Annotated in this window: 20 protein-coding genes; 11 read left to right on the top strand and 9 right to left on the bottom strand. The window is 74.8% G+C overall.

Annotated features, from left to right (window positions below; all coding sequences use genetic code 11):
* Window positions 1-124 precede the first annotated feature (124 nt).
* From IE98_RS0101040 to IE98_RS0101030, 3 genes are read right to left on the bottom strand one after another with little or no spacing between them, the layout of a single operon-like run.
* Window positions 125-2,458: an FtsX-like permease family protein gene (locus IE98_RS0101040; protein ID WP_030262451.1), complete on the bottom strand. Its 2,334-nt coding sequence runs from the start codon at window positions 2,456-2,458 to the stop codon at window positions 125-127.
* Between the two features lie 4 nt (window positions 2,459-2,462).
* On the bottom strand, window positions 2,463-3,239 hold the full coding sequence (locus tag IE98_RS0101035) for an ABC transporter ATP-binding protein (RefSeq protein ID WP_030262449.1): 777 nt from the start codon (window positions 3,237-3,239) through the stop codon (window positions 2,463-2,465).
* Window positions 3,218-3,721: a PadR family transcriptional regulator gene (locus tag IE98_RS0101030; protein WP_030262446.1), complete on the bottom strand. Its 504-nt coding sequence runs from the start codon at window positions 3,719-3,721 to the stop codon at window positions 3,218-3,220. The genes IE98_RS0101035 and IE98_RS0101030 overlap by 22 nt, the downstream gene beginning before the upstream one ends.
* A gap of 147 nt (window positions 3,722-3,868) precedes the next feature.
* Between IE98_RS0101030 and IE98_RS0101025 the strand changes: the two genes are divergently transcribed.
* The 5 genes from IE98_RS0101025 (at window position 3,869) to IE98_RS0101005 (ending at window position 10,984) form a co-directional block, all read left to right on the top strand.
* On the top strand, window positions 3,869-5,137 hold the full coding sequence (locus IE98_RS0101025; protein WP_030262443.1) for an extracellular solute-binding protein: 1,269 nt from the start codon (window positions 3,869-3,871) through the stop codon (window positions 5,135-5,137).
* A 240-nt stretch (window positions 5,138-5,377) separates the two neighbouring features.
* Window positions 5,378-7,072 carry a glycoside hydrolase family 13 protein gene (locus tag IE98_RS0101020; protein ID WP_043173184.1) on the top strand — a complete coding sequence of 565 codons (1,695 nt, stop codon included), beginning with the start codon at window positions 5,378-5,380 and terminating at the stop codon, window positions 7,070-7,072.
* Between the two features lie 357 nt (window positions 7,073-7,429).
* A complete protein-coding gene (locus IE98_RS0101015) occupies window positions 7,430-8,755 on the top strand; it encodes an ABC transporter substrate-binding protein (RefSeq protein ID WP_030262438.1) in 1,326 nt (441 codons plus the stop codon).
* Window positions 8,756-8,762: 7 nt separating this feature from the next.
* Window positions 8,763-10,079, top strand: a complete 1,317-nt coding sequence (locus IE98_RS0101010) for an ABC transporter permease subunit (RefSeq protein WP_030262434.1) — start codon at window positions 8,763-8,765, stop codon at window positions 10,077-10,079.
* Window positions 10,076-10,984, top strand: a complete 909-nt coding sequence (locus IE98_RS0101005) for a carbohydrate ABC transporter permease (protein ID WP_078660694.1) — start codon at window positions 10,076-10,078, stop codon at window positions 10,982-10,984. The genes IE98_RS0101010 and IE98_RS0101005 overlap by 4 nt, the downstream gene beginning before the upstream one ends.
* Before the next feature lie 96 nt (window positions 10,985-11,080).
* On the opposite strand, the gene IE98_RS0101000 is transcribed toward IE98_RS0101005, so the two are convergent.
* Both IE98_RS0101000 and soxR read right to left on the bottom strand, forming a co-directional pair.
* Complete coding sequence (locus IE98_RS0101000) at window positions 11,081-11,929, bottom strand: SAM-dependent methyltransferase (protein WP_078660693.1); 849 nt, start codon at window positions 11,927-11,929, stop codon at window positions 11,081-11,083.
* A gap of 130 nt (window positions 11,930-12,059) precedes the next feature.
* Window positions 12,060-12,527 (bottom strand): redox-sensitive transcriptional activator SoxR, encoded by a 468-nt coding sequence (gene soxR / locus IE98_RS0100995; RefSeq protein ID WP_030262426.1) that lies wholly within the window; start codon window positions 12,525-12,527, stop codon window positions 12,060-12,062.
* Window positions 12,528-12,583: 56 nt separating this feature from the next.
* On the opposite strand from soxR, the gene IE98_RS0100990 reads away from it, so the two are divergent.
* From IE98_RS0100990 to IE98_RS0100980, 3 genes are all read left to right on the top strand, one after another.
* Complete coding sequence (locus IE98_RS0100990; RefSeq protein ID WP_030262420.1) at window positions 12,584-13,288, top strand: transketolase; 705 nt, start codon at window positions 12,584-12,586, stop codon at window positions 13,286-13,288.
* 92 nt (window positions 13,289-13,380) lie between these two features.
* The gene (locus IE98_RS0100985; RefSeq protein WP_030262417.1) at window positions 13,381-14,274 is read left to right on the top strand and encodes a transketolase family protein; all 894 of its coding nucleotides are present in this window, start codon (window positions 13,381-13,383) and stop codon (window positions 14,272-14,274) included.
* A 43-nt stretch (window positions 14,275-14,317) separates the two neighbouring features.
* Complete coding sequence (locus IE98_RS0100980; RefSeq protein WP_030262414.1) at window positions 14,318-15,136, top strand: MBL fold metallo-hydrolase; 819 nt, start codon at window positions 14,318-14,320, stop codon at window positions 15,134-15,136.
* Between the two features lie 27 nt (window positions 15,137-15,163).
* Here IE98_RS0100980 and IE98_RS0100975 read toward each other — a convergent pair whose 3' ends face one another.
* Window positions 15,164-16,039 carry a LysR family transcriptional regulator gene (locus tag IE98_RS0100975; RefSeq protein WP_043173182.1) on the bottom strand — a complete coding sequence of 292 codons (876 nt, stop codon included), beginning with the start codon at window positions 16,037-16,039 and terminating at the stop codon, window positions 15,164-15,166.
* A 92-nt stretch (window positions 16,040-16,131) separates the two neighbouring features.
* On the opposite strand from IE98_RS0100975, the gene IE98_RS0100970 reads away from it, so the two are divergent.
* Complete coding sequence (locus IE98_RS0100970; RefSeq protein ID WP_030262408.1) at window positions 16,132-16,869, top strand: SDR family oxidoreductase; 738 nt, start codon at window positions 16,132-16,134, stop codon at window positions 16,867-16,869.
* A gap of 90 nt (window positions 16,870-16,959) precedes the next feature.
* Here IE98_RS0100970 and treZ read toward each other — a convergent pair whose 3' ends face one another.
* The 3 genes from treZ to glgX all read right to left on the bottom strand — a co-directional run bounded on the left by treZ (window position 16,960) and on the right by glgX (window position 23,268).
* On the bottom strand, window positions 16,960-18,699 hold the full coding sequence (gene treZ / locus IE98_RS0100965; RefSeq protein WP_267882307.1) for a malto-oligosyltrehalose trehalohydrolase: 1,740 nt from the start codon (window positions 18,697-18,699) through the stop codon (window positions 16,960-16,962).
* The gene (gene treY, locus IE98_RS0100960; protein WP_030262403.1) at window positions 18,696-21,068 is read right to left on the bottom strand and encodes a malto-oligosyltrehalose synthase; all 2,373 of its coding nucleotides are present in this window, start codon (window positions 21,066-21,068) and stop codon (window positions 18,696-18,698) included. Before treY ends, treZ begins: the two co-directional genes overlap by 4 nt.
* A gap of 85 nt (window positions 21,069-21,153) precedes the next feature.
* Complete coding sequence (gene glgX, locus IE98_RS0100955) at window positions 21,154-23,268, bottom strand: glycogen debranching protein GlgX (RefSeq protein WP_030262400.1); 2,115 nt, start codon at window positions 23,266-23,268, stop codon at window positions 21,154-21,156.
* A gap of 414 nt (window positions 23,269-23,682) precedes the next feature.
* Between glgX and IE98_RS0100950 the strand changes: the two genes are divergently transcribed.
* On the top strand, window positions 23,683-24,942 hold the full coding sequence (locus IE98_RS0100950) for an SAV2148 family HEPN domain-containing protein (RefSeq protein ID WP_030262397.1): 1,260 nt from the start codon (window positions 23,683-23,685) through the stop codon (window positions 24,940-24,942).
* A gap of 229 nt (window positions 24,943-25,171) precedes the next feature.
* On the top strand, window positions 25,172-26,407 hold the full coding sequence (efeB, locus tag IE98_RS0100945; protein ID WP_030262394.1) for an iron uptake transporter deferrochelatase/peroxidase subunit: 1,236 nt from the start codon (window positions 25,172-25,174) through the stop codon (window positions 26,405-26,407).
* Window positions 26,408-26,470 lie beyond the last annotated feature (63 nt).

The raw sequence follows: 26,470 nt of genomic DNA, 5'->3' as shown, positions 1-26,470 counted from the left end.
AACTGCACAATTCGGATGCGGGCCACCGTACGAACCTGGGCCGGCCCTGATGGTTGCTGTGACCACCCTCGGACTGCGCAGTTCCCCGCGCCCCTGATCCGGCCTGCCCCGATCCGTTCCGTTCTCAGATGCGGTGGAGGACTTCGCCGGCGGGTTCGCGGGCGGCTCGGAGGGCGGGGAGGGCGGCTGCGGCTGCCGCGGCGAGGACGGCTGCGGTGACCAGGGTGGCGAGGGCGGCGGCGGAGGGCGGGTGGGCGAGTCCGGCGCCGACGCCGGTCGCGGCGCCCTGGGCGTCGATCAGGGCGAGGGCGAGCGGCACGCCGAGGGCGGCGCCGAGCAGGCCGCCGAGGAGGGCGACGGTGGCGCAGCGGGTCACCACGAGGGCCATCGCCTGCCGCGGGGTGAGGCCGATGGTGCGCAGCAGGGCGAGGTCGCGGCGGTGGGCGCGCAGCGCGACCGCGGCGACGGTGAGGAGTTCGGCGAGGGTGATGAGGGCGAGCAGGGCGACCAGGCCGACCACGGCGGCGCGGACGGTGGCGAGTCCGGCGAAGGGCGCGGTGGTGGGCCGGACGTCGAGGCGGCCGGGGAAGGCGGCGGAGAGGGCGGTGGAGACCCGGTCGGCGTCGGTGCCGGGCCGGAGGGTGACCGTCCAGTAGTCCGGCCGCGGGTCGGCGGTGGTGGCGTCGGCGAGGGTGTCGAGGCCGGTGGAGACGATGCGGCCGCCGCGGTCGGGTTCCACGATGCGGCCGACGACGTGCAGGATCCGCGGGGTGCCGTCGGTGGTGACGCGGGCCCACTGGCCGACCCGGATGCCGAGGAGGTCGAGGGCGCCCTGACCGGCGACGGCTTCGCCGGTGGCACGGACGGTCCGGCCCTCGACGACGTCGAACGGGTAGGGGCGGTCGGTGGTGCCGAGGGCCCGCAGGGTGACGGTGGTGGACTGGCCGGGGGCGAGGGCCTCCCGGTCGGCGCCTGGGTGGACGCCGGAGACGGCGGGGTCGGCGGCGAGGGCCGCGGGCAGCGGGTCGTCCGGGCCGGCGGCGCGGACGGTGAGGGTGGCGGCGGAGCCGGCGGTGGCGGTGCGGCCGAGCCCGTCGAGGGTGGACCAGGCGGTGAGGGTGAGGGTGCAGGCGAGGACGGGGACGGCGATCCGCAGGGCCGCGGTGGCGGTGCGGCCGCGGCCGCGGACGGCGCCGCGGATCCCGAGGACGAGGGCGGGCGGCAGTCGGCGCAGCAGGGCGAGCCGGGCGGGGCGGGGCGGCCGGTCCCGCGCGGGTTCGCCCTCGGCGGGCGGGACGGCGGGGACCCGGGCGGCGCGCAGCGCGGGCAGGGCGGAGGCGGCGGCGACGGTGACCAGGCAGGCGGGGGCGGCGAGCAGGGCGAGCGGTCCGCTGCCGAAGACGGCCCGGCCGAGGGCCCACGGGGTGGCGGTGATGCCGGGGTCGGGGGCGAGCGCGGGCAGCAGGGCGGCCGCGGCGAGCGCGCCGGCGCCGCCGATCAGCAGTCCGGCGGTGGCGAGCAGCAGGTGCTGGGCGACGAACATCCGGGCGATCCCGGCGGGGGTGAAGCCGAGGGCCTTGAGGGCGGCGATGTCGCCGAGGCGGGAGCTGATCCGGCCGGCGGCGGCGCCGGCGACGGCGAGGGCCGCGGCGGCGAGGGCGGCGAGGCCGCACAGGCCGAGCAGCAGGCCGGCGGGTCGGCTCTCGCGTTCGTGGGAGTCGCGGGCGTCGGTCCAGGTGGCGACGCGGGTGACGTCGCCACCGAGGGTGGTGACGGCGCGCTGGGCGGTGTAGTCGGCGTCGGCGGGGCGGGCGAGGCGGAGGCCGACGGCGTGGCCGCGCAGGGCGGCGGTGGGCTGGACGGTGTCGAGGGTGCCGGGCAGCACCCAGGCGAGTCCGGGCCGCAGGTCGGGGTAGCGGGCGCGGTCGGGGCTGTCGGCGATGCCGAGGACGGTGAGGGTGTGGCTGCGCCCGTCGGGCCCGCGCAGGGTGAGCCGGTCGCCGGGGCGGGCCCAGGCGGCGGAGGCGAGGGAGTGCTCCAGGACGATGCCGTCCGGGCGGGCCGCGTCGAGTCGGCCGCCGGCGACCGGCAGCGGGGCGGAGAGGGCGGGCGGGCCGGGGTCGGTGGCCCGCAGCGAGAGCGGGAGTTCGGGTCCGGTGACGGGCCGCCCGTTGCGTCCGGTGAGGGTGGCGGTGGTGGTGTCGTAGGGTCCGCCGACGGCGGTGACGCCGGGCAGCCGGGCGAGCGCGGTGTCGGCGTGGTCGGTGCGGGTCTCGATCCACACGTGGGCGCCGTCGGCGCGGGCGAACTGCCGCTGCCAGGGCCCGGTGACGTTGTTGAGCAGGGTGCCGGCGAGCAGCAGCGCGGCGGCGACGCCGGCGGTGGCGAGCACGACGAGCAGGGCGGGCAGCCGGTGGGAGGCGAGGTCCGCGCGGATCCAGCGGAGGGCGGCGCGCACGGGCTCAGCCGCCGAGGTCGAGGACGTCGCGGACACCGCGGACGGGCGGGGTGTCGTCGATCCGGGTGTCGTCGGTGATCAGGCCGTCGAAGAGGCTGACCACGCGGTCGGCGCTGCCGGCGACCCGGGCGTCGTGGGTGACGAGGACGATGGTGCGGCCCTTGGCGTGGTGGCGGGTGAGCAGGGCGAGGACCTCGCGGGCGCTGCGGCTGTCGAGGCTGCCGGTCGGCTCGTCGGCGAAGAGCAGGTCGGGGTCGTTGACGAGGGCGCGGGCGAGGGCGGCGCGCTGGCGTTCGCCGCCGGAGAGGTCGCCGGGTGCGGCGTCGGCGCGGTCGGCGAGGCCGAGTTCGGTGAGGAGTTCCTCGCGGCGTTCCCGGGCGGTGCGGGCGCTGTGGCCGGCGAGCAGGGCGGGGAGTTCCACGTTGTCGGCGACGGTGAGGTCGGAGACCAGGTTGCCGGTCTGGAAGACGATGCCGATCCGGCGGCGGCGCAGCACGGCCCAGTCGGCTTCGCGGAGGGTGTCGACGCGCCGGCCGTCGAGGTGGATCTCGCCGGCGTCGGGGCGGCGCAGGCCGGCGAGCAGGTGCAGCAGGGTGGACTTGCCGGCGCCGGAGGGGCCGGTGATCGCCACGAAGTCGCCGCGTCCGACGGTGAGGTCGACGCCCCGGACGGCCCTGACCTCGGCGCCGCCGCGGGCGGCCCGGTGGGTCTTGACGAGTCCGGTGGCGCGCAACACCGGGACGGCGGTGTCCTGGCCTGTCACGTGAGTTCCTCCTGGCATCTCTCCAGCCAGTCGAGGTCGGCCTGCAGGTGCAGGACGGCGCCCTCGATGAGCAACTGGGAGACCTGGTTGCCGCGTTCCTCGGTGGCCATCCGGTTCAGGCCGCGCATGACGTTCAGGTAGTGCCGGCGCTGGTTGTTGATCAGCGTCAGCCGGTCGGCGAGCTGCGTCCCGGGGGCCAGCACGAGTTTGAGGAAGAACTCGTCGCGGACCCGCGGTCCCTCGGAGGGCTCGCCGAGCCAGGTGGCCACCTCCTGGCGGCCGGTGTCGGTGATGGCGTAGACGCGCTTGTCGGGTTTGCCGTCCTGGGCGACGTCCTGGCCTTCGACGAGGCCGGCCTTCTCCAGACGTCCGAGGGTGACGTAGATCTGGCCGATGTTCGCACGAGGGTACGCCGCGCCGAAGGTCTGCTCAAGGGCCTGCTTCAGCTCGTAGCCGTGCGCCGGCTCCTTGGCGAGCAGCGCGAGCAGCGGTAGCCGCACTCGGACCCTCCCCTCCCTTCGTTCGTCCGGGCATACTCTGTCGTCATTGGCTTGTCGTCCGCGACGCGGCCCGGTGGCCCGGCCCGGTCACACGGTACGCGAGGCGGGCGGTCCCGCCCATCGGCGGGCGGAGTGGAGGTCGGTTCGGTGCGCCGTCGGAGTCTGGGGAAGTTGGCGGGGGTGCTGGCCGGCGTGCTGCTGGCGGGCGGCTGTTCGCTGCCCGACGACGCCGACGACGCCGACGACCCGGACGCGTCCGGCACCGGGCCGGTCACCCTGGTCACCGGCCGGGACCGGGCCGGCTACCTGCAGGGCCTGTTGGACAGCTGGAACGCCGGGCATCCCGGCGAGCGGGCGACGCTGGTGGAGCTGCCGGACGCGGCGGACGAGGTCCGGGCGCAGCTGGCGGAGGGCCTGTCCCGCGGCAGCGACCGCTTCGACGTGGTCAACCTGGACGTGGTGTGGACGGCCGAGTTCGCCGAGAAGGGCTGGATCGCGCCGCTGGACGCCGGGATGGCGCCCACCGGTCTGCTGCCGTCCGCGGTCGGCACCGGGCGGTGGCGGGACCGGCTGTACGCGGTGCCGTTCACCACCAACGTAGGCCTGCTGTACTACCGCAGTGACGTGCTGGCTGCGGAGGGTGCGCAGCCGCCGCGCACCTGGGCCGAGTTGGAACGGCTCGCCCGGGAGGTGGCGCCGCGGCACGGCCTGGACGGCTACGCGGGACAGCTGCTGCCGTACGAGGGGCTGACGGTGAACGTCGCGGAGGCGGTCGGTTCGGCGGGCGGGCGGCTGCTGGACGACCGGGGTTCGGTGGCGGTGGACACCCCGCAGGCCCGGGCGGGCCTGGAGTTCCTGGCGCGCGGGCTGCGGGAGGGCTGGATCCCGCGGGCGGCGCTCGGCTACCGCGAGGAGGAGTCCCGGCAGGCGTTCCAGGACGGCCGGCTGCTGTTCCTGCGCTGCTGGCCGTACGCGTACCCGCAGGCCGAGGGGCCGGGGTCGGCGGTGGCCGGGAAGTTCGGCGTGGTGCCGCTGCCGGGCCCGGACGGCCCGGGCACCTCGGTTCTCGGCGGCTCCGACCTGGCGGTCAACTCCCGCTCCCGGAACGGCCGGACGGCCCGGGACCTGATCCGGTTCCTGACCGGCGGGGACGTGCAGCGCCGGGTGCTGACCGAGGGCGGACTGCCACCGGTGCGGGCGGACCTGTACACCGACCCGGAGCTGGTGCGGCGCAATCCGTACCTGCCGGTGGTGCGGCAGGCGCTGGAGGGCGCGGTGCGCCGGCCGGCCTCGCCGGAGTACCAGCAGGTGAGCCTCGCGGTGAGCGCGGCGGCGTACGAGGCACTGCTCGGCCGCAGCAGCGCCGACGAGGCGGTGGCCCGGATGGCGGCGGACCTGAAGTCGATCACCGGCTGAGCGCCGGCTGCGGCCCCGGAAGAAGCCCGGAAGGGGCCCGGATACTTACTTGTTAAGTATCCGGGCCCCTTCTTTTGTTGGCGCTTGGGCGGATATGTCCGTGTATTGTCGGCGAACCCGCTCTGGACGTCGCCTGTCGAGCTACATAACATGCATGTACCCCGCCGCCGGGACGGCACCTGCGGGGCCCTGTGCGACCTCTGCGGCGCTGCCCCGCCGTGTCCTTCCTGAAGGTGACGAATGCTCACGTCCCCCACCCCGGGCGATCCACCGACCGCGCCCGCCCGTGCCCTGCTCACCGCCCCGCCGGCGGCCGGCCCCGACCGCCCCTGGTGGCGGGACGCGGTCGTCTACCAGGTCTACCTGCGCAGCTTCCAGGACTCCGACGGCGACGGCGTCGGCGACCTGGCCGGCGTCCGCGCCCGCCTCCCGTACCTCAAGCGCCTCGGCGTGGACGGGGTCTGGCTCAACCCGTTCTACGCCTCCCCGCAGCACGACCACGGCTACGACGTCGCCGACCACTGCGCCGTCGACCCGCTGTTCGGCACCCTCGACGACTTCGACCTGCTCGCCGAGGACTGCCGGCTGCTGGGCCTGCGGCTGATCCTCGACATCGTGCCCAACCACTGCTCCCGCGAGCACCCGTGGTTCGAGGCCGCGCTGCGCTCCGCACCCGGCAGCTCCGAGCGGGCGTTCTTCCACTTCGCCGACGGCCGCGGCGAGGCGGGCGAACTGCCGCCCAACAACTGGCGGGCGATGTTCGGCGGCCCCGCCTGGACCCGGATCCGGGAGGCCGACGGCAGCTGGGGCCAGTGGTACCTGCACCTGTTCACCCCCGAGCAGCCCGACCTCAACTGGCGCCGCCCCGAAGTCGCTTCGGAGTTCGAGCGGATCCTGCGCTTCTGGCTCGACCGCGGCGCCGACGGCTTCCGGATCGACGTCGCCGCCGGCCTGTTCAAGCACCCCGAGCTGCCCGACTCGCCCGACCCGGAGGCCGACGAGCGCACCCGCGACTCGGTCAACCCGCTCGCCTGGAACCAGCCCGAGGTGCACGGCATCTGGCGCCGCTGGCGCGCCGTCTGCGAGGAGTACACCGCCCGCGACGGCCGGCAGCGCCTGCTCGTCGGCGAGGCCTCCGTACCCACCGCCGCCGAACAGGCCGCCTACCTGCGCCCCGACGAACTCCACCAGGCGTTCTTCTTCCACCTGCTGCACGCCCCCTGGGACGCCGCGCACTGGCACCGGGTCATCGACGCCGCCGTGCACGACATCGCCGCCACCGGATCCACCGTCACCTGGGTGCTCAACAACCACGACCAGGTCCGCACCACCAGCCGCTTCCACGCCGGCGACCCGCTGGCCGGCGCCGCCCGGGCCCGTGCCGCCGCCCTGCTGATGCTCGCCCTGCCCGGCGCCGCCTACCTCTACCAGGGCGAGGAACTCGGCCTCCCCGAGGTCGACGACCTGCCCGACGAGGTGCTCACCGACCCGATCTACCACCGCACCGGCAGCCGCACCGGCATCCGGGACGGCTGCCGCATCCCGATGCCGTGGTCCGGGCAGGAGCCGCCGTTCGGCTTCGCCCCCGACGGCGGCAAGGACCCGTGGCTGCCGCAGCCCGCCCACTTCGCCGCGCACACCGCCGAACGCGCACTCGCCGACACCGGCTCCGCCTGGCACCTGTACCGCGAGGCGCTGCACCTGCGGCGCGTCCTGCCGCAGCTCGGCGAGGGCACCCTGCGGTGGATCGACACCCCGCCCGGCGTGCTCGCCTTCGTCCGCGGCGACGGCCTGCTGTGCGCCGTCAACTTCGGCGACGAGCCGGCCCTCGCCCCCGTCGACCGCGAACCGCTGCTCGCCAGCGGCCCCTGCCCGCCCTGCACCCTCCCCGCCGGCACCGCCGCCTGGTGGACGGCCGGCGCAGCATCGCTCTGACGCGCCGTCACTAACACTCCGCTGCACCCCTGAACGGCCGCGCGCCCACACCCGCGGCCCCGGCCGCCCCGGACGATTCCGGCGCGGCGGCCACCGGCCCGCCCCGCGACACCCTCCCGCCCGCGGGGCGGGCCACCCCCCGAAGACGTCCGCGCGACCTGCCTCCCCGCGCGGCACCGGCCGCCCACCTGACCGCGGCCGCCGCCCGCTCCGCCGACCACCGTGCCACGCATCCGCGGCCCGGCGGAGCGGGCACCCCCACGGCACTCCTCCACCGGCAGCCCGGCCGCCCACGGCCGGCCCCACCCCCGAAACGGCACCCGGCCCCGGCCGGAACGCCGACCGAGAGGACACCACATGCGATCCCTGCGAGCGGCCGTCGCCCTGACGGCCACCCTCGGCCTGGCCGCCACGGCCACCGCCTGCGGCAGCGGCGGCACCGCCGCCGACCACGCCACCGCCAAGCCCCTGGACGGGCAGACCGTCAGCGTCGCCGCCGCCTGGACGGGCGTCGAGCAGAAGAACTTCCAGAAGGTGCTGGACGCCTTCACCGCGAAGACCGGCGCGAAGACCGTCTACATCTCCACCGGCGACAACGTCTCCACCCTGGTCGGCAGCAAGATCGAGGGCGGCGACCCGCCGGACGTCGTGATGATGCCGCAGCTCGGCGTCCTCCAGCAGTTCGCCCGCAAGGGCTGGCTGGAGCCGCTCGCCCCCGCCGTCGCCGACAGCCTGCACCGCGACTTCGCCAAGATCTGGGCCGACTACGGCACCGTCGACGGCAAGCTCTACGGCCTGTACTTCAAGGCCGCCCACAAGTCCACCGTCTGGTACAGCCCCGCCGCCCTGGACACCGCCGGCGTCAAGCCGCCCACCACCTTCGACCAGCTGCTCGCCGCCGGCCACGCCGTCTCCGACAGCGGCCTGCCCGCCTTCTCCGTGGCCGGCGAGGCCGGCTGGCCGCTCACCGACTGGTTCGAGAACATCTACCTCTCGCAGGCCGGCCCGGAGAACTACGACAAGCTGGCCAAGCACCAGATCCCCTGGACCGACCCGACCGTTGTCGCCGCCCTCACCACCCTCGGCAAGGTCTTCGGCGACCCGCAGCTCGTCGCCGGCGGCGGCAAGGGCGCGCTGCAGACCGACTTCCCCGAGTCCGTCCAGGCCGTGTTCGGCGACAAGCCGACCGCTGCGATGGTCTACGAGGGCGACTTCGTCGGCGCCGTCGTCTCCGGCGAGCTCAAGAAGAAGGTCGGCGAGGACGCGAAGTTCTTCCCGTTCCCGGCCGTCGGCACGGGCAAGGCGCCGGTCGTCGGCGGCGGCGACGCGGCCGTCGTCCTCAAGGACGCCAAGCACAAGGACGCCGCCCAGCAGCTGCTGGAGTTCCTCGCGGGCCCCGAGGCCGGCGAGGTCTGGGCCGGCGCCGGCGGGTTCCTGTCACCCAACAAGGCCGTCAAGCCCGCCGCCTACCCGGACGACACCACCCGGCAGACCGCCGAGTCGCTGATCGCCGCCGCCGACGGCTTCCGCTTCGACCTCTCCGACCAGGCCCCCGCCGCCTTCGGCGGCACCCAGGGCAGCGGCGAGTGGAAGCTCCTCCAGGACTTCCTGGCGAACCCGACCGACGTCAACGGCACCGCCCAGCGGCTGGAAGCCGCCGCGGCCGCCGCGTACAAGGGCTGACGTCCCCATGAGGACACCCACCCGACCCCGGAGCTCCGGCGCCGCCCTGCGGCGCCGGGGCCCGGCCCCCCTCTTCCTGCTGCCCGCCCTCGCCCTGCTCGGCGCACTGGTGCTGTACCCCATCGGCTGGTCCGTGGTCCGCAGCCTCTACGACGCGCCCGGCACCGGCTTCGTCGGCCTCGGCAACTACCGCACCGCGTTCACCGACGACGCCACCCTCACCGCGCTGCGCAACAGCGCGATCTGGGTCGCCGTGGCGCCCGCGCTGGTCACCGGCCTCGGCCTGGTCTTCGCCGTGCTCACCGAGAAGGTCCGCTGGGGCACCGCCTTCCGGCTGCTGGTCTTCATGCCGATGGCGATCTCCTTCCTCGCCGCCGGCATCACCTTCCGGCTGGTCTACGAGCAGGACCCGGCCCGCGGCGTGCTGAACGCCGCCGCGGTCGCCGTCCACGACACCTTCGACCCCGACCCCTCCTACCCCGGCGCCCGGCCCCGCCCCGGCGGCCCGGCCACCGCCTCCGACGGTGCGGTGCGCGCCGTCCCGGCCGCACCCGGCAGCGCCGTCGCCGTGCCGCTCGTCGGACTCAAGCCCGCCGCCCTGCCCGCCACGGCGAAGCCGGCCGCGCCTGCCACCACCGGGTCGGCCGCATCCGCCGGAGCCGGCGTGCACGGCACCGTCTGGCTCGACGTCACCCCCGGCGGCGGCACCCCCGGCACGATCGACCCCGGCGAGCACGGCCTGCCCGGCGTCACCGTCCGCCTGCTCGACGGGCAGCGGCAGATCGCCACCGCCACCACCGCCGCCGACGGCTCCTTCGCCTTCCCCGGTCACCCGAGCGGCACCGTCGAACTGCCCGCGTCGAACTTCGCCGCCCCCTACCGCGGCCTCGCCTGGCTCGGCCCCGGCCTGGTCACCCCGGCGATCATCGGCGCCTACCTGTGGATCTGGGCGGGCTTCGCGATGGTCGTCATCGCCGGCGGCCTCGCCAACCTGCCGCGGGAGACCCTGGAGGCCGCCCGGATGGACGGCGCGGGGGAGTGGCAGATCTTCCGCCGGATCACCGTGCCGCAGCTCGCCCCGGTGCTCGGCGTCGTCCTGGTGACCATGGTCATCAACGTGATGAAGGTCTTCGACCTGGTCTTCGTCGTCGCCCCCGGCCCCGTCCAGCAGGACGCCGGCGTGCTCGCCCTGCGGCTGTGGCTGGTCTCCTTCGGCGGCGGCAACGACCAGGGCCTCGGCAGCGCCCTCGGCGTGCTCCTGCTGCTGCTGGTGGTGCCCGCCATGGTCCTCAACGTCCGACGCTTCCGCAGGAGCACCCGATGACCCAGCTGCTCACCCGGCCCGCCCCCGGCGGCACCGCCGGGTCCACCCGGCCGCGGCCCCGGCTCGCCGCCCGGATCGCCGCCCGCACCCGCAGCGGAGCCGTCCGGGCCGTGCTGCTCGTCGCCGCCGCGCTCTGGCTGATGCCCACCGTCGGTCTGCTGCTCACCTCGCTGCGGCCCAAGGAGGACAGCGCCGCCTCCGGCTGGTGGACGGTGCTCGCCCACCCCGCCAGGCTCACCCTCGACAACTACACCGCCCTGCTCGGCGGCGGCGAGGTGCTCGGTGCGTTCTGGAACACCGTGCTGATCTCGGTGCCCGCCACCGCGCTCACCGTCGCCCTCGCGGCGCTCGCCGGCTACGCCTTCGCCTGGCTCGACTTCCCCGGCCGGGACTGGCTGTTCCTGGTCGTCGTCTGCCTGCTGGTGGTGCCCGTGCAGATCGGCCTGGTGCCGGTCGCCCGGCTGCTCGGCGCGGTCGGCCTGTTCGGCACCGTCCCCGGCGTGGTGCTGTTCCACGTCGCCTACGGGCTGCCGTTCGCCGTCTTCCTGCTGCGCAACCAGTTCCTGGAGATCCCGCAGGAGGTCATGGAGGCCGCCCGGATCGACGGCTGCGGCGAGTGGACGGTCTTCCGCCGGCTCGCGCTGCCGCTCGCGATGCCCGCGCTCGCCTCACTGGCGATCTTCCAGTTCCTCTGGGTCTGGAACGACATGCTGGTGGCCCTGGTCTTCGCCGGCAGCGACTCCCAGCCGCTCACCGTCCTGCTGCAGTCCCAGATGCGGCAGTTCGGCAGCAACCTGGACGTGCTCGCCCCCGGCGCCTTCCTGTCGCTGCTGGTGCCCGTCGCCGTCTTCTTCACCTGCCAGCGCCACTTCGTGCAGGGCGCGATGGCCGGATCCGTCAAGTAGCCGCCGTGCGGCGCCCGTTCCCCCGGAGTCACCAGGGGGGTACGGGCGCCGGCCGACGGCCGACGGCCGAGGCGGGACGGCGGCGGCCCGGAGGGCTCAGGGCTTGCGGCCCACGCCCGCCCAGATGCCCACCTCGGCGTCGGTCGCCGAGGGCGCGGTGTCCGGCCGCCACAGCGGGGCCGTCACCAGGCCGGGCTCCAGCAGCTCCAGGCCGTCGAAGAACTTCAGCACCTGCTCCTTGGTGCGCATGCTCAGCTGCGCGGTGGCGCTGCGGTAGATCGCCGGGCCCTTCTCGGCCTCGGACGCCGGCACGAAGTCCCCGGTGCCGTGCGAGAGCGCCAGGTGGCTGCCCGGCGGCAGCGCGTCGACCAGCGTCCGCACGATGCCGTACGGGTCGTCGGCGTCGTCCACGAAGTGCAGCACCGCGAACAGCAGCAGCGCCACCGGCCGCCCCAGGTCGAGCAGTTCGCGCACCTGCGGGTCGGCGAGGATCTTCGCCGGGTCGCGCAGGTCGGCCTGGGTGACCGTCACCGTGCCGCGGCTGGAACCGGCCAGCAGCGCCCGGCTGTGCACCAGCACGATCGGGTCGTTGTCCACGTACGCCACCCGGGCGTCCGGGTGCACCAGCTGCGCGGTCTGGTGGGTGTTGCCCGCGGTCGGGATGCCGGTGCCGATGTCCAGGAACTGCTTCACCCCGTCCGCCGCGAGGTGGCGCACCGCCCGCTGCAGGAACGCCCGGTTGGCCAGCGCGCTGAGCCGCACCAGCGGGCTCAGCGCGAGGACCTTCTCGGCCGCCTCGCGGTCCGCCGGGAAGTTGTCCTTGCCGCCCAGGTAGTAGTCGTACATCCGGGCCGGGTGCGGGACCTCCGGGCGCAGGTCCACCGGCGCGTGCGGTTCGCCGGTGCCGGACATCCAGTCCAGCGATATGTCCTGATGCTCGGTCATGACCCATCTCCCCGCAGCCGTTCGACTCTCACCGGGGCAGCATAGACGGGCGGCACGTGCCTCCAGCGGCCGAACGCCCGATCCGGCCCCGGCCTTCGCGGCGGCGGTGCGTACCGGGAGCGACGCGTCGTCAGGCCCTGCCGGCCGGCGGGTCGCCCAGCAGGTACCGCGCACCCGGCCCGGCCGCCGCCGCCCGGTCACCCGCGTTGTACAGCGCGCAGCGCGACAGCGACAGGCAGCCGCAGCCGATACAGCCGGTCAACTTACGCTTCAGCAGCTGGAGTTCCTCGATCTGCCGGTCGATCCGCTCGTGCCAGGTGGCAGCCACCTCGCCCCACTCGGCGGTGCTCGGCGCCCGCTCCTCCGGCAGCCGGTCGAGTGTGGTGCGGGCCTCCTCCAAGGACAGGCCGACCCGCTGCGCCGCCCGGACGAAGGCGACCCGCCGCAGCGTGGACCGCGCGTAGCGGCGCTGGTTGCCGGCCGTCCGCTCGGCATGGATCAGCCCCATCCGCTCGTAGTAGCGCAGCGCGGACGTGGCCAGGCCGCTGCGGGCGGAGAGCTGGCCGATGGTCAGCAGGTCGTGGCGGGTCGGTCCCATGCGGCCGAGGATAGCCGCTTGACCTGAAGTCGACTTCAACTTGCAGGCTTGTCGGCATGACCACCGCAACCACCGGGCAGCGGCCGTACGCCTTCGCCGACCTGCCCGCCCTGATGGCCCTGATGACCGGCGACGAGAAGCACGGGCCCGCCGCCACCTCCACCCTGGACGCCCTCTGGGTGCTCTACGACCGCGTGCTGCGGGTCGGCCCGGCCACCGCCGACGACCCGGACCGGGACCGCTTCCTGCTCTCCAAGGGCCACGGCCCGATGGCCTACTACGCCGTCCTCACCGCCAAGGGGTTCCTCGACGCGTCCGTCCTGCCGGGCTTCGGCGGCTACCACTCGCCGCTCGGCCACCACCCGGACCGGATGCTGGTGCCCGGCGCCGAGATCGCCTCCGGCTCGCTCGGCCACGGCCTGCCGCTCGCCGCCGGGACCGCGCTCGGCCTGCGCGCCCAGGGCCTGACCGACCCGGCGGTCTGGGTGCTGGTCGGCGACGCCGAACTGGACGAGGGCAGCAACCACGAGGCGATCGCCTTCGCCGGCGCCACCGGCCTGGACCGGCTGCACACCGTGGTGATCGACAACTCCTCCGCCACCCACGGCCGGCGCGGCGCCATCGAGGCCCGCTTCGCCGTCGAGGGCTGGTCCACCGCCACCGTGGACGGCCGCGACCACGAGGCCCTGCACGCCGCGTTCACCGCCCCGCACCCCGGCCGCCCGCACGCCGTCGTCGCCCGCGTCGAACCCAAGTACTGAACCCGAGTACTGAACCCGAGTACTGAACCCGGCACTGAACCCGAGATCCGAACCCGAGCCCCGGACACCCCGCCCCGAGAAAGGCCCCCGCCATGGAGACCATGCGCGAGCGCTTCGCCGCCGTCACCACCGAACTCCTCGACCACGACCCGCGGCTCGCCGTCGTCCTCGCCGACATCGGCGCCGACTCCTTCCGCCCGGCGGCCGCCCGTCACCCCGACCGGGTGGTCAACGTCGGCATCCGCGAGCAGCTGCAGATCGGCGTCACCGCCGGACTCGCCCTCACCGGACTGCGCCCGATCGCCCACACCTTCGCCAGCTTCCTGATCGAACGCCCCTGGGAGCAGGTCAAGCTCGACCTCGTCCACCAGGGCGTCGGCGCCGTGCTGGTCAGCGCCGCCGGCTCGTACGACTGGCCGGCCGGCGGCCGCACCCACATGGCGCCCGGGGACGTCGCCCTGCTCGACACCCTGCCCGGCTGGACGGTCCACGTGCCCGGCCACCCCGACGAGGCCGAGACCCTGCTGCGGCACGCCGCCGCCGACGGCGACAGCCTCGTCTACCTGCGGCTCTCCGCCCACCGCAACGACACCGCCCGCCCGGTCGAGCCCGGCCGGCTGCTGCCCGTCCGCACCGGCCGCCGCGGCACGGTCGTCGCCGTCGGCCCGATGCTCGACGCCGTCCTGGCGGCCACCGAGGGCCTGGACCTCACCGTGCTGTACGCGGCCACCGTCCGCCCCTTCGACGCCGCCGGACTGCGGGCCGCCGCGGGCGAGCGGCCCGACGTCGTCCTCGTCGAGCCCTACCTCGCCGGCACCTCCGCGACCGCCGCCCACGACGCCCTCGCCGACCTGCCGCACCGGGTCCTCGGCCTCGGCGTCCCGCGCGAGGAGCACCGCCACTACGGCTCGATCCCGGAGCACCTCGCCGCCTACGGCCTCGACGCGGCCGGCCTGCGCACCCGGATCACCGCCTTCCTCCGCTGAACACGCCCGACCCCTGGTAGCTTCGCGGACGAAGGGGGATGCCATGAACACGCAGCACCGCACACCGCTGGACGTCCGCTGGATCCACGGATCGACGTCCTCGAAGCACAACACCGACCCCGACCTGCAGGTCCACCGGGTCGACGAGGCGACGTACATCCTGCGGCAGAACAAGGCCGTCCACTACGAGGCGCCGTTCCTCTACCTGCTGTTCGGCACCGAGCGGGCCGTGCTGATCGACACCGGCGCCACCGCCGACCCGGCGCACCTGCCGCTGCGCCGCACCGTCGACGAGCTGATCGAGGAGCGCAGCCCGGGCCTGCCGCTGCTGGTGCTGCACAGCCACGGGCACGGCGACCACACGGCGGGCGACGGCCAGTTCGCGGACCGGCCGGACACCGAACTGGTGCCGGCCGGCGAGGCGCTCGCCTGGTTCGGCTTCCAGGGCGAGGAGAGCCGGCAGCTGGACCTCGGCGGGCGGGTGCTGGAGTGCCTCGCCACCCCGGGCCACCACGCGGCCTCGGTCACCTACCACGACCCGCGGACGGGCTTCCTGCTCACCGGCGACACCGTCTACCCGGGCCGGCTGTACGTCGCCGACTGGCCGGCCTTCGTGCGCACCGTCGACCGCCTGGTGGAGTTCACCGCCACCCACGAGGTCACCCACGTGCTCGGCTGCCACATCGAGATGACCACCGAGCCGGGCACCGACTACCCGCTCGGCTGGACCTTCCAGCCGGACGAGCCCCCGCTGGAGCTCTCCGTCGCCGACCTGCACGACCTGCAGGCCGCCTGCCGCGAGATCGGCGACCGCCCGGGCCGCCACCCGTACAAGCACTTCATCGTCTGCAAGCCGGAGTAGGCGCACTCGACGGGCTTCGCGTCCCGGTCACAGCCGCGTCGCCGTGCGGACCAGGCCGGCCAGGGCCAGCGAGCGGCTGTGCGCGGGCCAGGCGATGTGGGTCACGACGGGAGGCGCGTCGGTCAGGGGGACGGCCGCGTGCTCGGCCCACAGCCAGGAGCGGGAGGAGTCGGGGACGACCGCCACGGTGCGTCCGAGGGCGGTCAGTTGGGCCAGTTGCGTCTGGTTGTGGATCTCCGGGCCCGGCCCGGGGGCGTAGGTGCCGTGGGTGGGCCAGCGGGCGAGCGGCAGATCGGGTACGTCCCTGATGTCGGCCAGGGACAGGGTCTCGCGGGCGGCCAGCGGGTGCCCGGCAGGCAGGAGGGCGACCTGCCCCTCGGTCGTGAGTGCCTCGCTGTCGAAGCCGGCGAGGGAGTTCCACGGCGTGTGCATCAGCGCGACATCGGCACGTCCGTCGCGCAGGAGCTCCTCCTGCTCGCACATGCCGCACAGCAGCACCTCGACCTCGGCGCTGCCGGGCTCGACCGCGTAGGCGGCGAGGAGCGTCCGCAGCAGCTCGTGGGAGGCGGCGGCCTTCACCGCGAGGACCAGCCGTTCGCGGGGGCCGCCGGGGCTGTCGGCACCCCCGGCGCGCCGGGTGCGGCGGGCGGCGGCAGCGGTCGCGTCGAGGGCCGCCCGGCCCTCCTGCAACAGCACCGCTCCGGCACCGGTCAGGCGGACACCGCGGCGGTCGCGTTCCAGCAGGCAGACCCCGAGGCGCCGTTCGAGCTGCTGGATCGCCCGCGACAGCGGCGGCTGGGCCATGCCGAGGCGTTCGGCGGCGCGCCCGAAGTGCAGCTCCTCGGCGACGGCCACGAAGTACTTCAACTCGCGGGTTTCCAGTGCGGTTTCCAGGGTGTCCACGGCCGCAGCCTACGCGGTGATACCCGGCGGGTATGACAGGGCACCGTATCGGTGTTGGCCGCGCCACCGGGCCGCGAGCCACCATCATCGGCATGAGCGAAACGATGATCGCGCTGGTGACCGGCGCGAACAAGGGCATCGGGTACGAGATCGCGGCCGGGCTGGGCCGCCTCGGGTACCGCGTGGGCGTGGGAGCCCGTGACGCGGCCCGACGCGAAACCGCCGTCGGGAAGCTGCGCGCCGTCGGCGTGGACGCCTTCGAGGTGCCGCTGGACGTGACCGACGACCGGAGCGTCACCGATGCCGCGGACCTGGTCGAACGACTGGCAGGACGCCTGGACGCCCTGGTCAACAACGCCGGCATCCCCGGCGAGATGGGTCCGGGGTGGGTGCAGGACCCGACCGTGCTCGACCTGGAGGTGCTCCGCACGGTCGTGGACACCAATGTGATGGGTGTCGTCCGGGTGACCAACGCGATGCTGCCGCTGCTGCGGCGCTCGGCCTCGCCGCGCATCGTCAACGTCTCCAGCAGCGTCGGCTCCCTGACCCGGCAGGCGGACCCGGACGTCGAGGTCGGCCCGATCATGGCGGCCTACGCGCCGTCGAAGTCCTTCCTCAACGCCCTCACCCTGCAGTACGCCCGGCAGTTCGCCGGTACGGACATCCTGATCAACGCCACCTGCCCGGGCCTGGTCGCCACCGACTTCACCGGCTTCCACGGCCCCCGGACTCCCGAACAGGGCGCGGCCACCGCGATCCGGCTCGCCACGCTGCCCGACGGCGGCCCGACCGGTTCGTTCTTCGAGGACGACGGCGTCGTGCCCTGGTGATCACGACCCCGCTGCGAGTCGCCCGGGGTCCTTCTCCCGGAGCCGCGGGCGGACGAACGGGCCCGGTGCGCGCCGGGACCGTGCGAGGGTCTAGTCGACCCGGACGACCGCGGTCGACTCCGCCGCCAGGTGCAGGGAGCCGTCGGACTCGGGCCAGCAGTCGCCGTACAGGGCCGAGGTCCGGGTGTAGGGCCGGTCCAGGGTGATCCGCCGGGGGCCGCCGGTGCCGAGGTGGACGACCACCCGGAACGGGCCGCGGTGCACCACCAGCCACTGGTCTGCGGCGTCGTGCTCGACCCGGACGGCGCCGAGGTCCGGGTCGGTGAGTTCGGGGTGGGTACGGCGCAGCCGGATCAGCCGCCGGTACCAGTCGAGCAGGCCGGCGTGCGGCTCCTGGACGCGCTCGGCCCAGGTGAGGGTGGAGCCGAGCACGGTCGAGCGGGCCTGCGGGTCGGGCACGTCCTCGGGCTGCCAGCCGTGCGCGGCGAACTCCCGCCGCCTGCCCTGCCGGACGGCCTCGGCGAGGTCCGGGTCGGTGTGGTCGGTGAAGTACTGCCAGGGGGTGCTCGCCCCCCACTCCTCGCCCATGAACAGCATCGGGGTGAACGGCGAGGTGAGCACCAGCGCCGCACCCGCGGCCAGCCGTCCGGGGGAGAGGGTCGCCGAGAGCCGGTCGCCGGCCGCCCGGTTGCCGACCTGGTCGTGGGTCTGCGCGTAGCCGAGCAGCCGGTGCCCGTACGCGGTGGGGAACGGCCGGCCGTGCGAGCGGCCGCGGAAGGACGACCAGCCGCCGTCGTGGAAGAAGCCCCGGGTCAGCGCCTTGGCGCAGGCCGCGTACGGCTCGGCGGCGAAGTCCGCGTAGTAGCCGCCGGACTCGGCGGTCAGCAGGGTGTGCAGGGCGTGGTGGAAGTCGTCGCTCCACTGGGCGGTGAGGCCGAGGCCGCCGGCCTGCCGGGGCGCCGTGGTGCGCGGGTCGTTGAGGTCGGACTCGGCGACCAGGAACAGCGGCCGCCCGGTGGCGTCCGCCAGCTTCTCGACCTCGACGGCGAGTTCCTCCAGGAAGTGCAGCGCCCGGTCGTCGGCGAGGGCGTGCACCGCGTCCAGCCGCAGCCCGTCGATCCGGTAGTCCCGCAGCCAGGCCAGCGCGCTGCCGATCAGGTAGCGCCGGACCTCGTCGGAGCCGGGCGCGTCCAGGTTGACCGCCGAGCCCCACGGTGTGTGGTGCCGGTCGGTGAAGTACGGCCCGTACACCGGGAGGTAGTTGCCGGACGGGCCGAGGTGGTTGTGCACCACGTCGAGGACGACGCCGAGGCCCTTGCGGTGCGCCGCGTCGACGAACCGCTTCAGCCCGTCGGGCCCGCCGTACGGCTCGTGCACCGCCCAGAGCGACACCCCGTCGTAGCCCCAGCCGTACCGGCCGGGGAACGGGCAGACCGGCATCAGTTCGACGAAGTCCACGCCCAGGTCGACCAGGTGGTCCAGCCGCTCCGCCGCCGCCTCGAAGGTCCCGGCGGGGGTGAAGGTGCCCACGTGCAGCTCGTACAGCACGCTGCCGGGCAGCGGACGGCCCCGCCAGGGGGTGTCCGACCAGCGGAAGGCGGCGTGGTCGACGGCCCGGCTCAGTCCGTCCGGGCCGTCCGGCTGCCGCGGGGAGCGCGGGTCGGGCAGCGCCCGGCCGCCGTCCAGCCGGAAGCCGTAGTCGCCGTCCGGCGCCTCGCCCTGCCACCAGCCGCTCGACCCGTCGCCCTCGCGGGCCATCGGGTGCGGCCGCCCGTCGACCTCCACCTCCACCATGTCCGCCTCGGGTGCCCATACGCGGTACGTGGTCAACGGCCCTCCGTGAGCAGTGCGACCGGGTGGCGCTCCAGCAGCCAGGAGACCGGCAGCGGGCCGGCCTCGTAGTGCCGCCCGGTCAGTTCGTCCGTCCAGCGGCCCTCGGGCAGCTCCAGCACGGTGTCGCCCCAGCCGCCGGCCCGCTGCAGGCCGTACGGCAGCCGGGTCACCGCGGTGATCACCCGCGGGCCGCGGAAGAAGGCGAGCAGGTGCGCCGCCGTCCGGCCGGTGGCCTCCAGCGGCCGGTACGGGCCGAGCGGCACGTCGCGCCGCAGGTGCAGGGCGGTGGTGGTGAGGTGGAGCTTCTCGCGGGCGAGGTCCGCGCCGCGGTCGGTCGCCGAGTCGGTCAGCCGCACCGCCAGCGCCCCGAGGTCCACCGGTGCCCGGTTGTCCGGGTCGACCAGCGTGTGCAGCGGCTCCTCGCTGCCCTGGTACAGGTCCGGCACCCCGGGCACGGTCAGGTGCAGCAGCGCCGAGGCGAGCGTGTTGCAGCGCGCGTACGGGGCGAGCAGCTGCACGAAGCCGGCGATCCGCGGACAGAGCCCGGCATTGGCGAGCGCACCGCGCGCGTACGCCGTCAGCACCCGCTCGAAGGTCTCGTCGGGGGCCGTCCAGGAGGTGCGCAGCTTCGCCTCCCGGGCGGACTTCAGCACCACCTGGACGAGCCGCTCCTCTCCGATCGGCCAGGCTGCGACCAGGGTCTGCCAGAGCAGCCAGGCGGTGCTGCGGTCCGGGCAGGGCCCGGCGGCGGCCGTCCAGGCCGCGCACTCGGCTGCCCAGGCGTCCGGCAGTTCGGCGAGCACCGCGAGCCGGGCCCGGGCGTCCGCGCTGCGCTTGGTGTCGTGGGTGGAGAGCACCGTCATGCCGGTCGGCCGGTCCCGCTCCCGGTCGGCGCACCAGCGGTGGAAGGCGGCCGGGCCGATGCCGGGCCGGCCGGGGTCGCCGCCTACCTCGTTCAGCGAGACCAGCGCGTTCCACCGGTAGAAGGCGGTGTCCTCGACGCCCTTGGCGGCCACCGCCGAGGTGGTCTGGGCGAACCGGCGGCAGAACTCGTCCTTCTCCGGGCTGCGGCCGCGCCGGCCGAGCGCCAGGTCGCGCAGCAGCCGGTCCGCGGTGCCCTCGGCGCCGCCCGCCAGGTGCGCGACGGCCTCCGGCGGGGGCTCCTCGCCCGGCACCACGTACGGCCGGTACACCGGGTGCTCGGTGAGCAGGGCGCACAGGGCGTCGCGCAGCGCGGGCTGCGGGTGGTCCGCGAGCGAGCTGTCGGCGGCGCCGATCCGCCGCACCAGCCGCAGCAGCCGGTCCACCTCGGCCGCCAGCTCGCCCTCCGGGACGGTCAGCTCGGCCCGCCCGCGCAGCGCGGCCCCGGCCGCGGTCGTCCGGTCGGCGACGTCCCGCTGGTAGGCCGCGACCAGCCGCTCGGCGCCCGCGTGGTCGGTGAGCACCCCGTCGATCCGGCGCAGCGCGTCGTAGCCGGTGGTCCCGGCGCACGGCCAGTCCGCGGGCAGCCGCTCGTCGCCGATGAGGATCTTCTCGACCACCGTGTACGCGCCGCCGGTGGCCTCGGCGAGCCGCCGCAGGTAGCCGCGCGGGTCGGCCAGCCCGTCCGGGTGGTCCACCCGGAAGCCGTCCAGCACGCCCTCGCCGTGCAGCCGCAGCAGCACCTCGTGGGTGGCCCGGAACACCTCCGGCACCTCGACCCGCACCGCGATCAGGTCGTTGATCGCGAAGAACCGCCGGTAGTTCAGCTCGCTGCTGGCCAGCCGCCACCAGGCCAGCCGGTACCACTGGCGGTCGAGGAGGTCGGGCAGCGGCAGGTGCGCGGTGCCGGGACGCAGCGGGAAGGCGTGGTCGTGGTAGCGCAGCACCTCGCCGTCCACCACCAGCTGGTCCCGTACGGCGCCGATCCGGTCGCCGAGCAGCGGCAGCAGCAGCCGGCCGCGGCCGGGCGCGTCGGAGGGGCCGGGCTGCGCCGTCCAGTCGATGTCGAACCAGGTGGCGAAGCGGGAGTCCGGGCCGTCCCGCAGCACCTGCCAGAGCGGCTGGTTGAGCTGCTCGGGGACGGGCAGCGCCATGTGGTTGGGCACCACGTCGGCGATCAGCCGCAGCTCGTGCCGGTGGGCCTCGTCCGCCAGCGCGCGCAGCGCCGCCTCACCGCCGAGCTGTTCGCTGATCCGGCTGTGGTCGACCGTGTCGTAGCCGTGCGTGGAGCCGGGGACGGCCTCCAGCAGCGGGGACAGGTGCAGGTGGGAGACGCCGAGCGCGGCCAGGTACGGCACGGCGCGGGCGGCGTCGCGCAGGGTGAAGCCCGGCTGGAGCTGGAGCCGGTAACTGGCCGTCGGTGGGTGTGCGGCGGCGGACGTCATGGGGTGATCCCTACCCTGGCCCGGGCGAGGCTATCGCCCGGGTGGCACGAATGGCCCACCCGGGCCGTCCCCCGCGCCCCGGCCGTCACGCGGGTCGCTGCAGCACCATCAGCGAGCGGTCGGTGAGCCAGAGCGAGTCGCCGGCCTTGACCCGGGTGCCGGTGCCGCGGGCGGGCAGCACGGGCTGCGCGGTGTCCACGACCAGCTGCCAGGCCTCGCCGTGCCCGGCCGGCACGGTGAACTCCAGCGGCTCGGAGTGCGCGTTGAACAGCAGCAGGAAGGAGTCGTCGACGATCTTGCCGCCGCGGCGGTCCGGCTCGGAGATCGCGTTGCCGTTGAGGAAGACCGTCAGCGACTTCGCGTAGCTGGTCTTCCAGTCCTGGTCGGTCATCTCCTCGCCGCCGGGGGTGAACCAGGCGATGTCGGTGAGGTCGTCGTGGGTGCCGGAGACCGGCCGGCCGTGGAAGAAGCGGCGGCGGCGGAAGACCGGGTGGTCGCGGCGCAGCCAGATCATGCCCTGGGTGAACTCCAGCAGCTGCGCGGCGGCGCCGCCGTTCGGCCAGTCGACCCAGGTGAGCTCGTTGTCCTGGCAGTAGGCGTTGTTGTTGCCCTGCTGGGTGCGGCCGAACTCGTCGCCGTGCGCGAGCATCGGCACGCCCTGGGAGAGCATCAGGGTGGCGATGAAGTTGCGCTGCTGGCGGGCTCTGAGCTCCAGCACCGCCTCGTCCTCCGTCCCGCCCTCGGCGCCGCAGTTCCACGAGCGGTTGTGCGACTCGCCGTCCCGGTTGCCCTCGTGGTTGGCCTCGTTGTGCTTCTCGTTGTAGGAGACCAGGTCGCGCAGGGTGAAGCCGTCGTGGCAGGTGACGAAGTTGATCGAGGCGATCGGCCGGCGGCCGTCGTCCTGGTACAGGTCGGAGGAGCCGGTCAGCCGGGAGCCGAACTCGGCCAGGGCGGCGTTCTCGCCGCGCCACAGGTCGCGGACGGTGTCCCGGTACATGCCGTTCCACTCCGTCCACAGCGGAGGGAAGTTGCCGACCTGGTAGCCGCCCTCGCCCAGGTCCCACGGCTCGGCGATCAGCTTGGCCTGCGAGACGACCGGGTCCTGCTGGACGAGGTCGAAGAACGAGGACAGCCGGTCGACCTCGTGGAACTGCCGGGCCAGGGTCGCCGCGAGGTCGAAGCGGAATCCGTCGACGTGCATCTCGGTGACCCAGTACCGCAGCGAATCCATGATCATCTGGAGCACGTGCGGACTGCGCATCAGCAGGCTGTTGCCGGTGCCGGTGGTGTCCTCGTAGAACCGGCGGTCCTTCGCCGGCCGGTAGTACGAGGCGTTGTCCAGGCCGCGGAAGGAGAGCGTCGGGCCCAGGTGGTTGCCCTCCGCGGTGTGGTTGTACACCACGTCGAGGATCACCTCGATCCCCGCCGCGTGCAGCGCCTTCACCATCGACTTGAACTCCTGCACCTGCTGCCCGCGGTCCCCCGTCGAGGAGTACGAGGCGTGCGGCGCGAAGAAGCCGATGGTGTTGTAGCCCCAGTAGTTCGACAGCCCCAGGTCCCGCAGGCGGTGGTCCCGGACGAACTGGTGCACCGGCATCAGCTCGATCGCGGTGACCCCCAGCTTCGCCAGGTGCTCGATCAGCGCGGGGTGCGCCAGCGCCGCGTAGGTGCCGCGGATCTCCTCCGGGATCTCCGGGTGCAGCCGGGTCAGCCCCTTCACGTGGGCCTCGTACAGCACCGTCCGGTGGTAGTCGGTGCGCGGCGGCCGGTCGGTGCCCCAGTCGAAGTACGGGTTGATCACCACCGAGTGCATGGTGTGCGGGGCCGAGTCCAGGTCGTTGCGGCGCTCCGGGGCGCCGAAGTGGTAGCCGTAGACCGACTCGTCCCAGTCGATGTCCCCGCTCATCGCCTTGGCGTACGGGTCCAGCAGCAGCTTGGCGCTGTTGTGCCGTTGCCCCAGCCCCGGGTTGTACGGGCCGTGCACCCGGAAGCCGTACCGCCGGCCCGGCTGGACGCCCGGCAGGTACGCGTGCCGCACGAAGGCGTCCGTCTCCCGGAGCTCGATCGCCGTCTCCGAGCCGTCCTCCTCCAGCAGGCACAGCTCGATCCGGTCGGCGCTCTCCGAGAACACCGCGAAGTTGGTGCCGGCCCCGTCGTACGTGGCGCCGAGCGGGTAGGGCTGCCCTGGCCAGACCTGCATGAGGGACCTCAACTTCCTTGCTCCGTGGGGGAACTGGCGCTCCCTCGGATCTGCCCGTGGGCGGGCCCCGGCATGTGCGGGCCGCCCCCGGCGTGACGCACGGCACACGTACGGCACACGTCGCATACTCCCCAACCCCCGCCCGCCGACCGAACCCATTCACCTGTTGTTCGCCCGAACGGGTGTCCGTGGCGCGAAAACCCGGCGCTCGGGGCCGTCGCTCGCCCTCTCCCCGCATTGTTGTGCCGTCAACAGGCTGCGTCCCGCCCTGAGCGGGCAGTACCCTTGATCGTCCGGCGGCGCGCACCGCCGACCCATGCGGAGACGGGCCCTGCCGAGGCCGCCATGGTGGAGACGCTGTCAGTTGACGGTCCGGCGCTCGGGACGAGCGGCGGCCGAGAGGTGAGGTAGCGCATGGGGTTCCCCGCCGACGGCCGGGGCGACGGCCTCGACGGGCCGGAGCCGGGCCGCAGCGAGGCGCCGACCGTCGTCATCCGCTCCAGCCTCCCCGGCCGGTCCGCCGGACCGGCCCCCGGCGACGGCACCCCGCTCGGCTGGACCGCCCCCGAATGGGACCACGCCTACCACCGCGTCCGCCTCACCGGCCGCGCCTACGTCTGGCTCAACCTCGTCGAACAGCGGCTGCGGGCCCTCGTCGACGAGGCGCTGCGCCCTATCTACGCCCCCGCCCACGGCGAGGACTGGGTCACCGCCGCGGCCGGACCGGCCGGCGAGGAGTGGGTGCTGCGGGCCGGCGCCGTCCGCGAGGTCAGCCGCCGCAAGGGCTACCTCCTCGACCCCGCCGACGACGACCCGCTGGTCTTCCTCACCCTGCCCCAGCTGCGCGAACTCATGGTCCAGCACTGGCCCTGCTTCGAGCCGTACGTGCTCGACCGCCGCGAGGTCGAACTCGCCCTCGACGAACTCGAGGTCGCCCGGCACGTCGTCTCCCGCAACCGCAGCCTCTCGCAGACCGTCCTCGACCAGACCGAGCGCGCCGCCGCCCGGCTGCTCAGCCTGCTCGACGGCGGCGCCGGCGGCGTCCCCGCCGACGTCGTCGAGGAACTCGTCGCCGGCCGCTACGCCGACGTCGTCGCCGTGCACGCCGACCGGGTCCGCCTGCAGCGCGAACTCCCCGTCGAGGACCTGCTCGACGGCGCCCGGCGGCTCGACGCGGTCGGCATCGGCCTCGGCATGCTCTGCCAGAACTACACCGGCAAGCGGCTGGTCCGGCTCGCCGGCGAGGGCTGCCGCGTCCGCCTGCTCTTCCTCAACCCGGCCAGCAGCGCGGTGCGCCGGCGCGAGCGGGAACTCGGCCTCGGCCGGGGCGAGCTCGGGCGGTCCGTCGAGATGAACATCATGCACGTGCGGCGGGTCCGGGCCCGGCTGCGCGACCCGGGCGGCTTCGAGATCCGGGTCTTCGACGAGATGCCCCGCTTCACCGCCTACCTGGTCGAGGGCCCCCGGGTCACCGGCCAGACCGGCGGCCGCCGCCGCTCCGGGGACGTCGGCATCGTCCAGCCCTACCTGCGGCGCGCCCGCGGCATCGAGTCGCCCGCCATCGTGCTGCGCGGCGGCGCCGGCCAGGAGTCGGGCGGCACCGAGCCGGGGCTGCTGGAGGTCTACCGCGAGGAGTTCGAGGGCAGCTGGGCCGACTCCCGCGCGGTGTCCTGACGGACCGTGCGGGCCGAGCGGACCGGTGGGCGAGGTCACGCCCCGCCGTTCCCGTCGGCCGTTCCCGTCGGCCGTGCCCGGCGACCCGCCCGTGCGGCCGGTCGGCGGATCGGGGGACCGTCCGGGGTGCGGCGCGCGGGTCGGCGCCGCACGGTTGGGGCGTGTGCGAAGCGGCCGTGACGGCCGGCTGCCGCGCTCCCCCCGACGCAGTTCGACACCGGAGCCCCCGATGACCGAGCAGACCACTGCCGCCCCCGCCCGCCGCAGCTTCGTCAAGGCCACCCTCGCCGCCGGCGCCGCCGTCGCCGCCGGACCGGTCCTCACCGGCGGGCCCGCGGCCGCCGCGACGGACGTCCGGCGGGACGCCGTCCCCTTCCACGGTCCGCACCAGGCCGGCGTCACCACGCCCGCCCAGCGCTTCGCCGCCTTCGTCGCCGCCGAGGTCACCGCCCCCGACCGGCCCGCCCTGGAACAGCTGCTGCGCACCCTGACCGACCGCATCCGCTTCCTGACGGCCGGCGGCACCCCCGCGCCGGCCGGCGCCGGAGAGCCGCCTTCGGACACCTGCCTGCTCGGCACCGACGTCCCCGCCGACGGACTGACCGTCACCGTCGGCGTCGGCGCCTCGCTCTTCGACGACCGGTTCGGCCTCGCCGCCGCCCGCCCGCTGCGCCTCGCCCCGATGCCGGCCTTCCCCGGCGACGACCTCGGCCCGGAGCTGCACGGCGACCTGTCGCTGCAGATCTGCGCCGACAACCGGGACACCGTGCTGCACGCCCTGCGCGACCTGACCCGGCACACCCGCGGCGCGCTCCGCCCGACCTGGCGGATCGACGGCTTCCAGAACCCGTCCCGGCCGGACGGCGCGCAGCGCAACCTGCAGGGCTTCAAGGACGGCATCGCCAACCCCGACACCGGCTCGGACCGGGTGATGGACGGTCTGGTCTGGGTCGCCGCGGCCGGCGGCGAACCGGCCTGGGCGGCCGGCGGCACCTACCAGGTGCTGCGGATCATCCGGATGCGGGTCGAACCCTGGGACGCCCTGCCGGTGGCCGACCAGGAGCGGATCGTCGGCCGGCACCGCGACAGCGGCGCACCGCTCGGCGGCACGACCGAGCAGGACGGCCCGGCGTACGGCAAGGACCCGTCCGGTGCGGTGATCGCCCTCGACGCGCACATCCGGCTCGCCAACCCGCGCACGGCCGCCACCGCCGACTCGCGGATCCTGCGCCGCGGCTACAACTACGACCGCGGCGTCGACCGGGCCGGCGACCTCGACATGGGGCTGCTGTTCTGCTGCTACCAGCAGGACCTCGCCCGGCAGTTCGAGGCCGTCCAGCAGCGGCTGAACGGCGAGCCGCTGGCCGCCTTCCTCGCGCCCACCGGCGGCGGCTACTTCTTCGTGCTGCCCGGCGTCCCGGACGAGAACGGCTGGCTCGGCAGCGGCCTGCTCGCCACCGCCTGACGCCCCGCCCCGACGCCCCGCCCGACGTGCTGCTCCGGCGCGTCGGAGCACCCCTCGACGGCC

The sequence above is a fragment of the Streptomyces sp. NRRL B-24484 genome (assembly GCF_000717715.1).
Lineage (GTDB): Bacteria > Actinomycetota > Actinomycetes > Streptomycetales > Streptomycetaceae > Kitasatospora.
The sequence above is the reverse complement of the archived record's forward strand: the minus strand, read 5'-3'. Positions and strand labels throughout refer to the sequence as shown.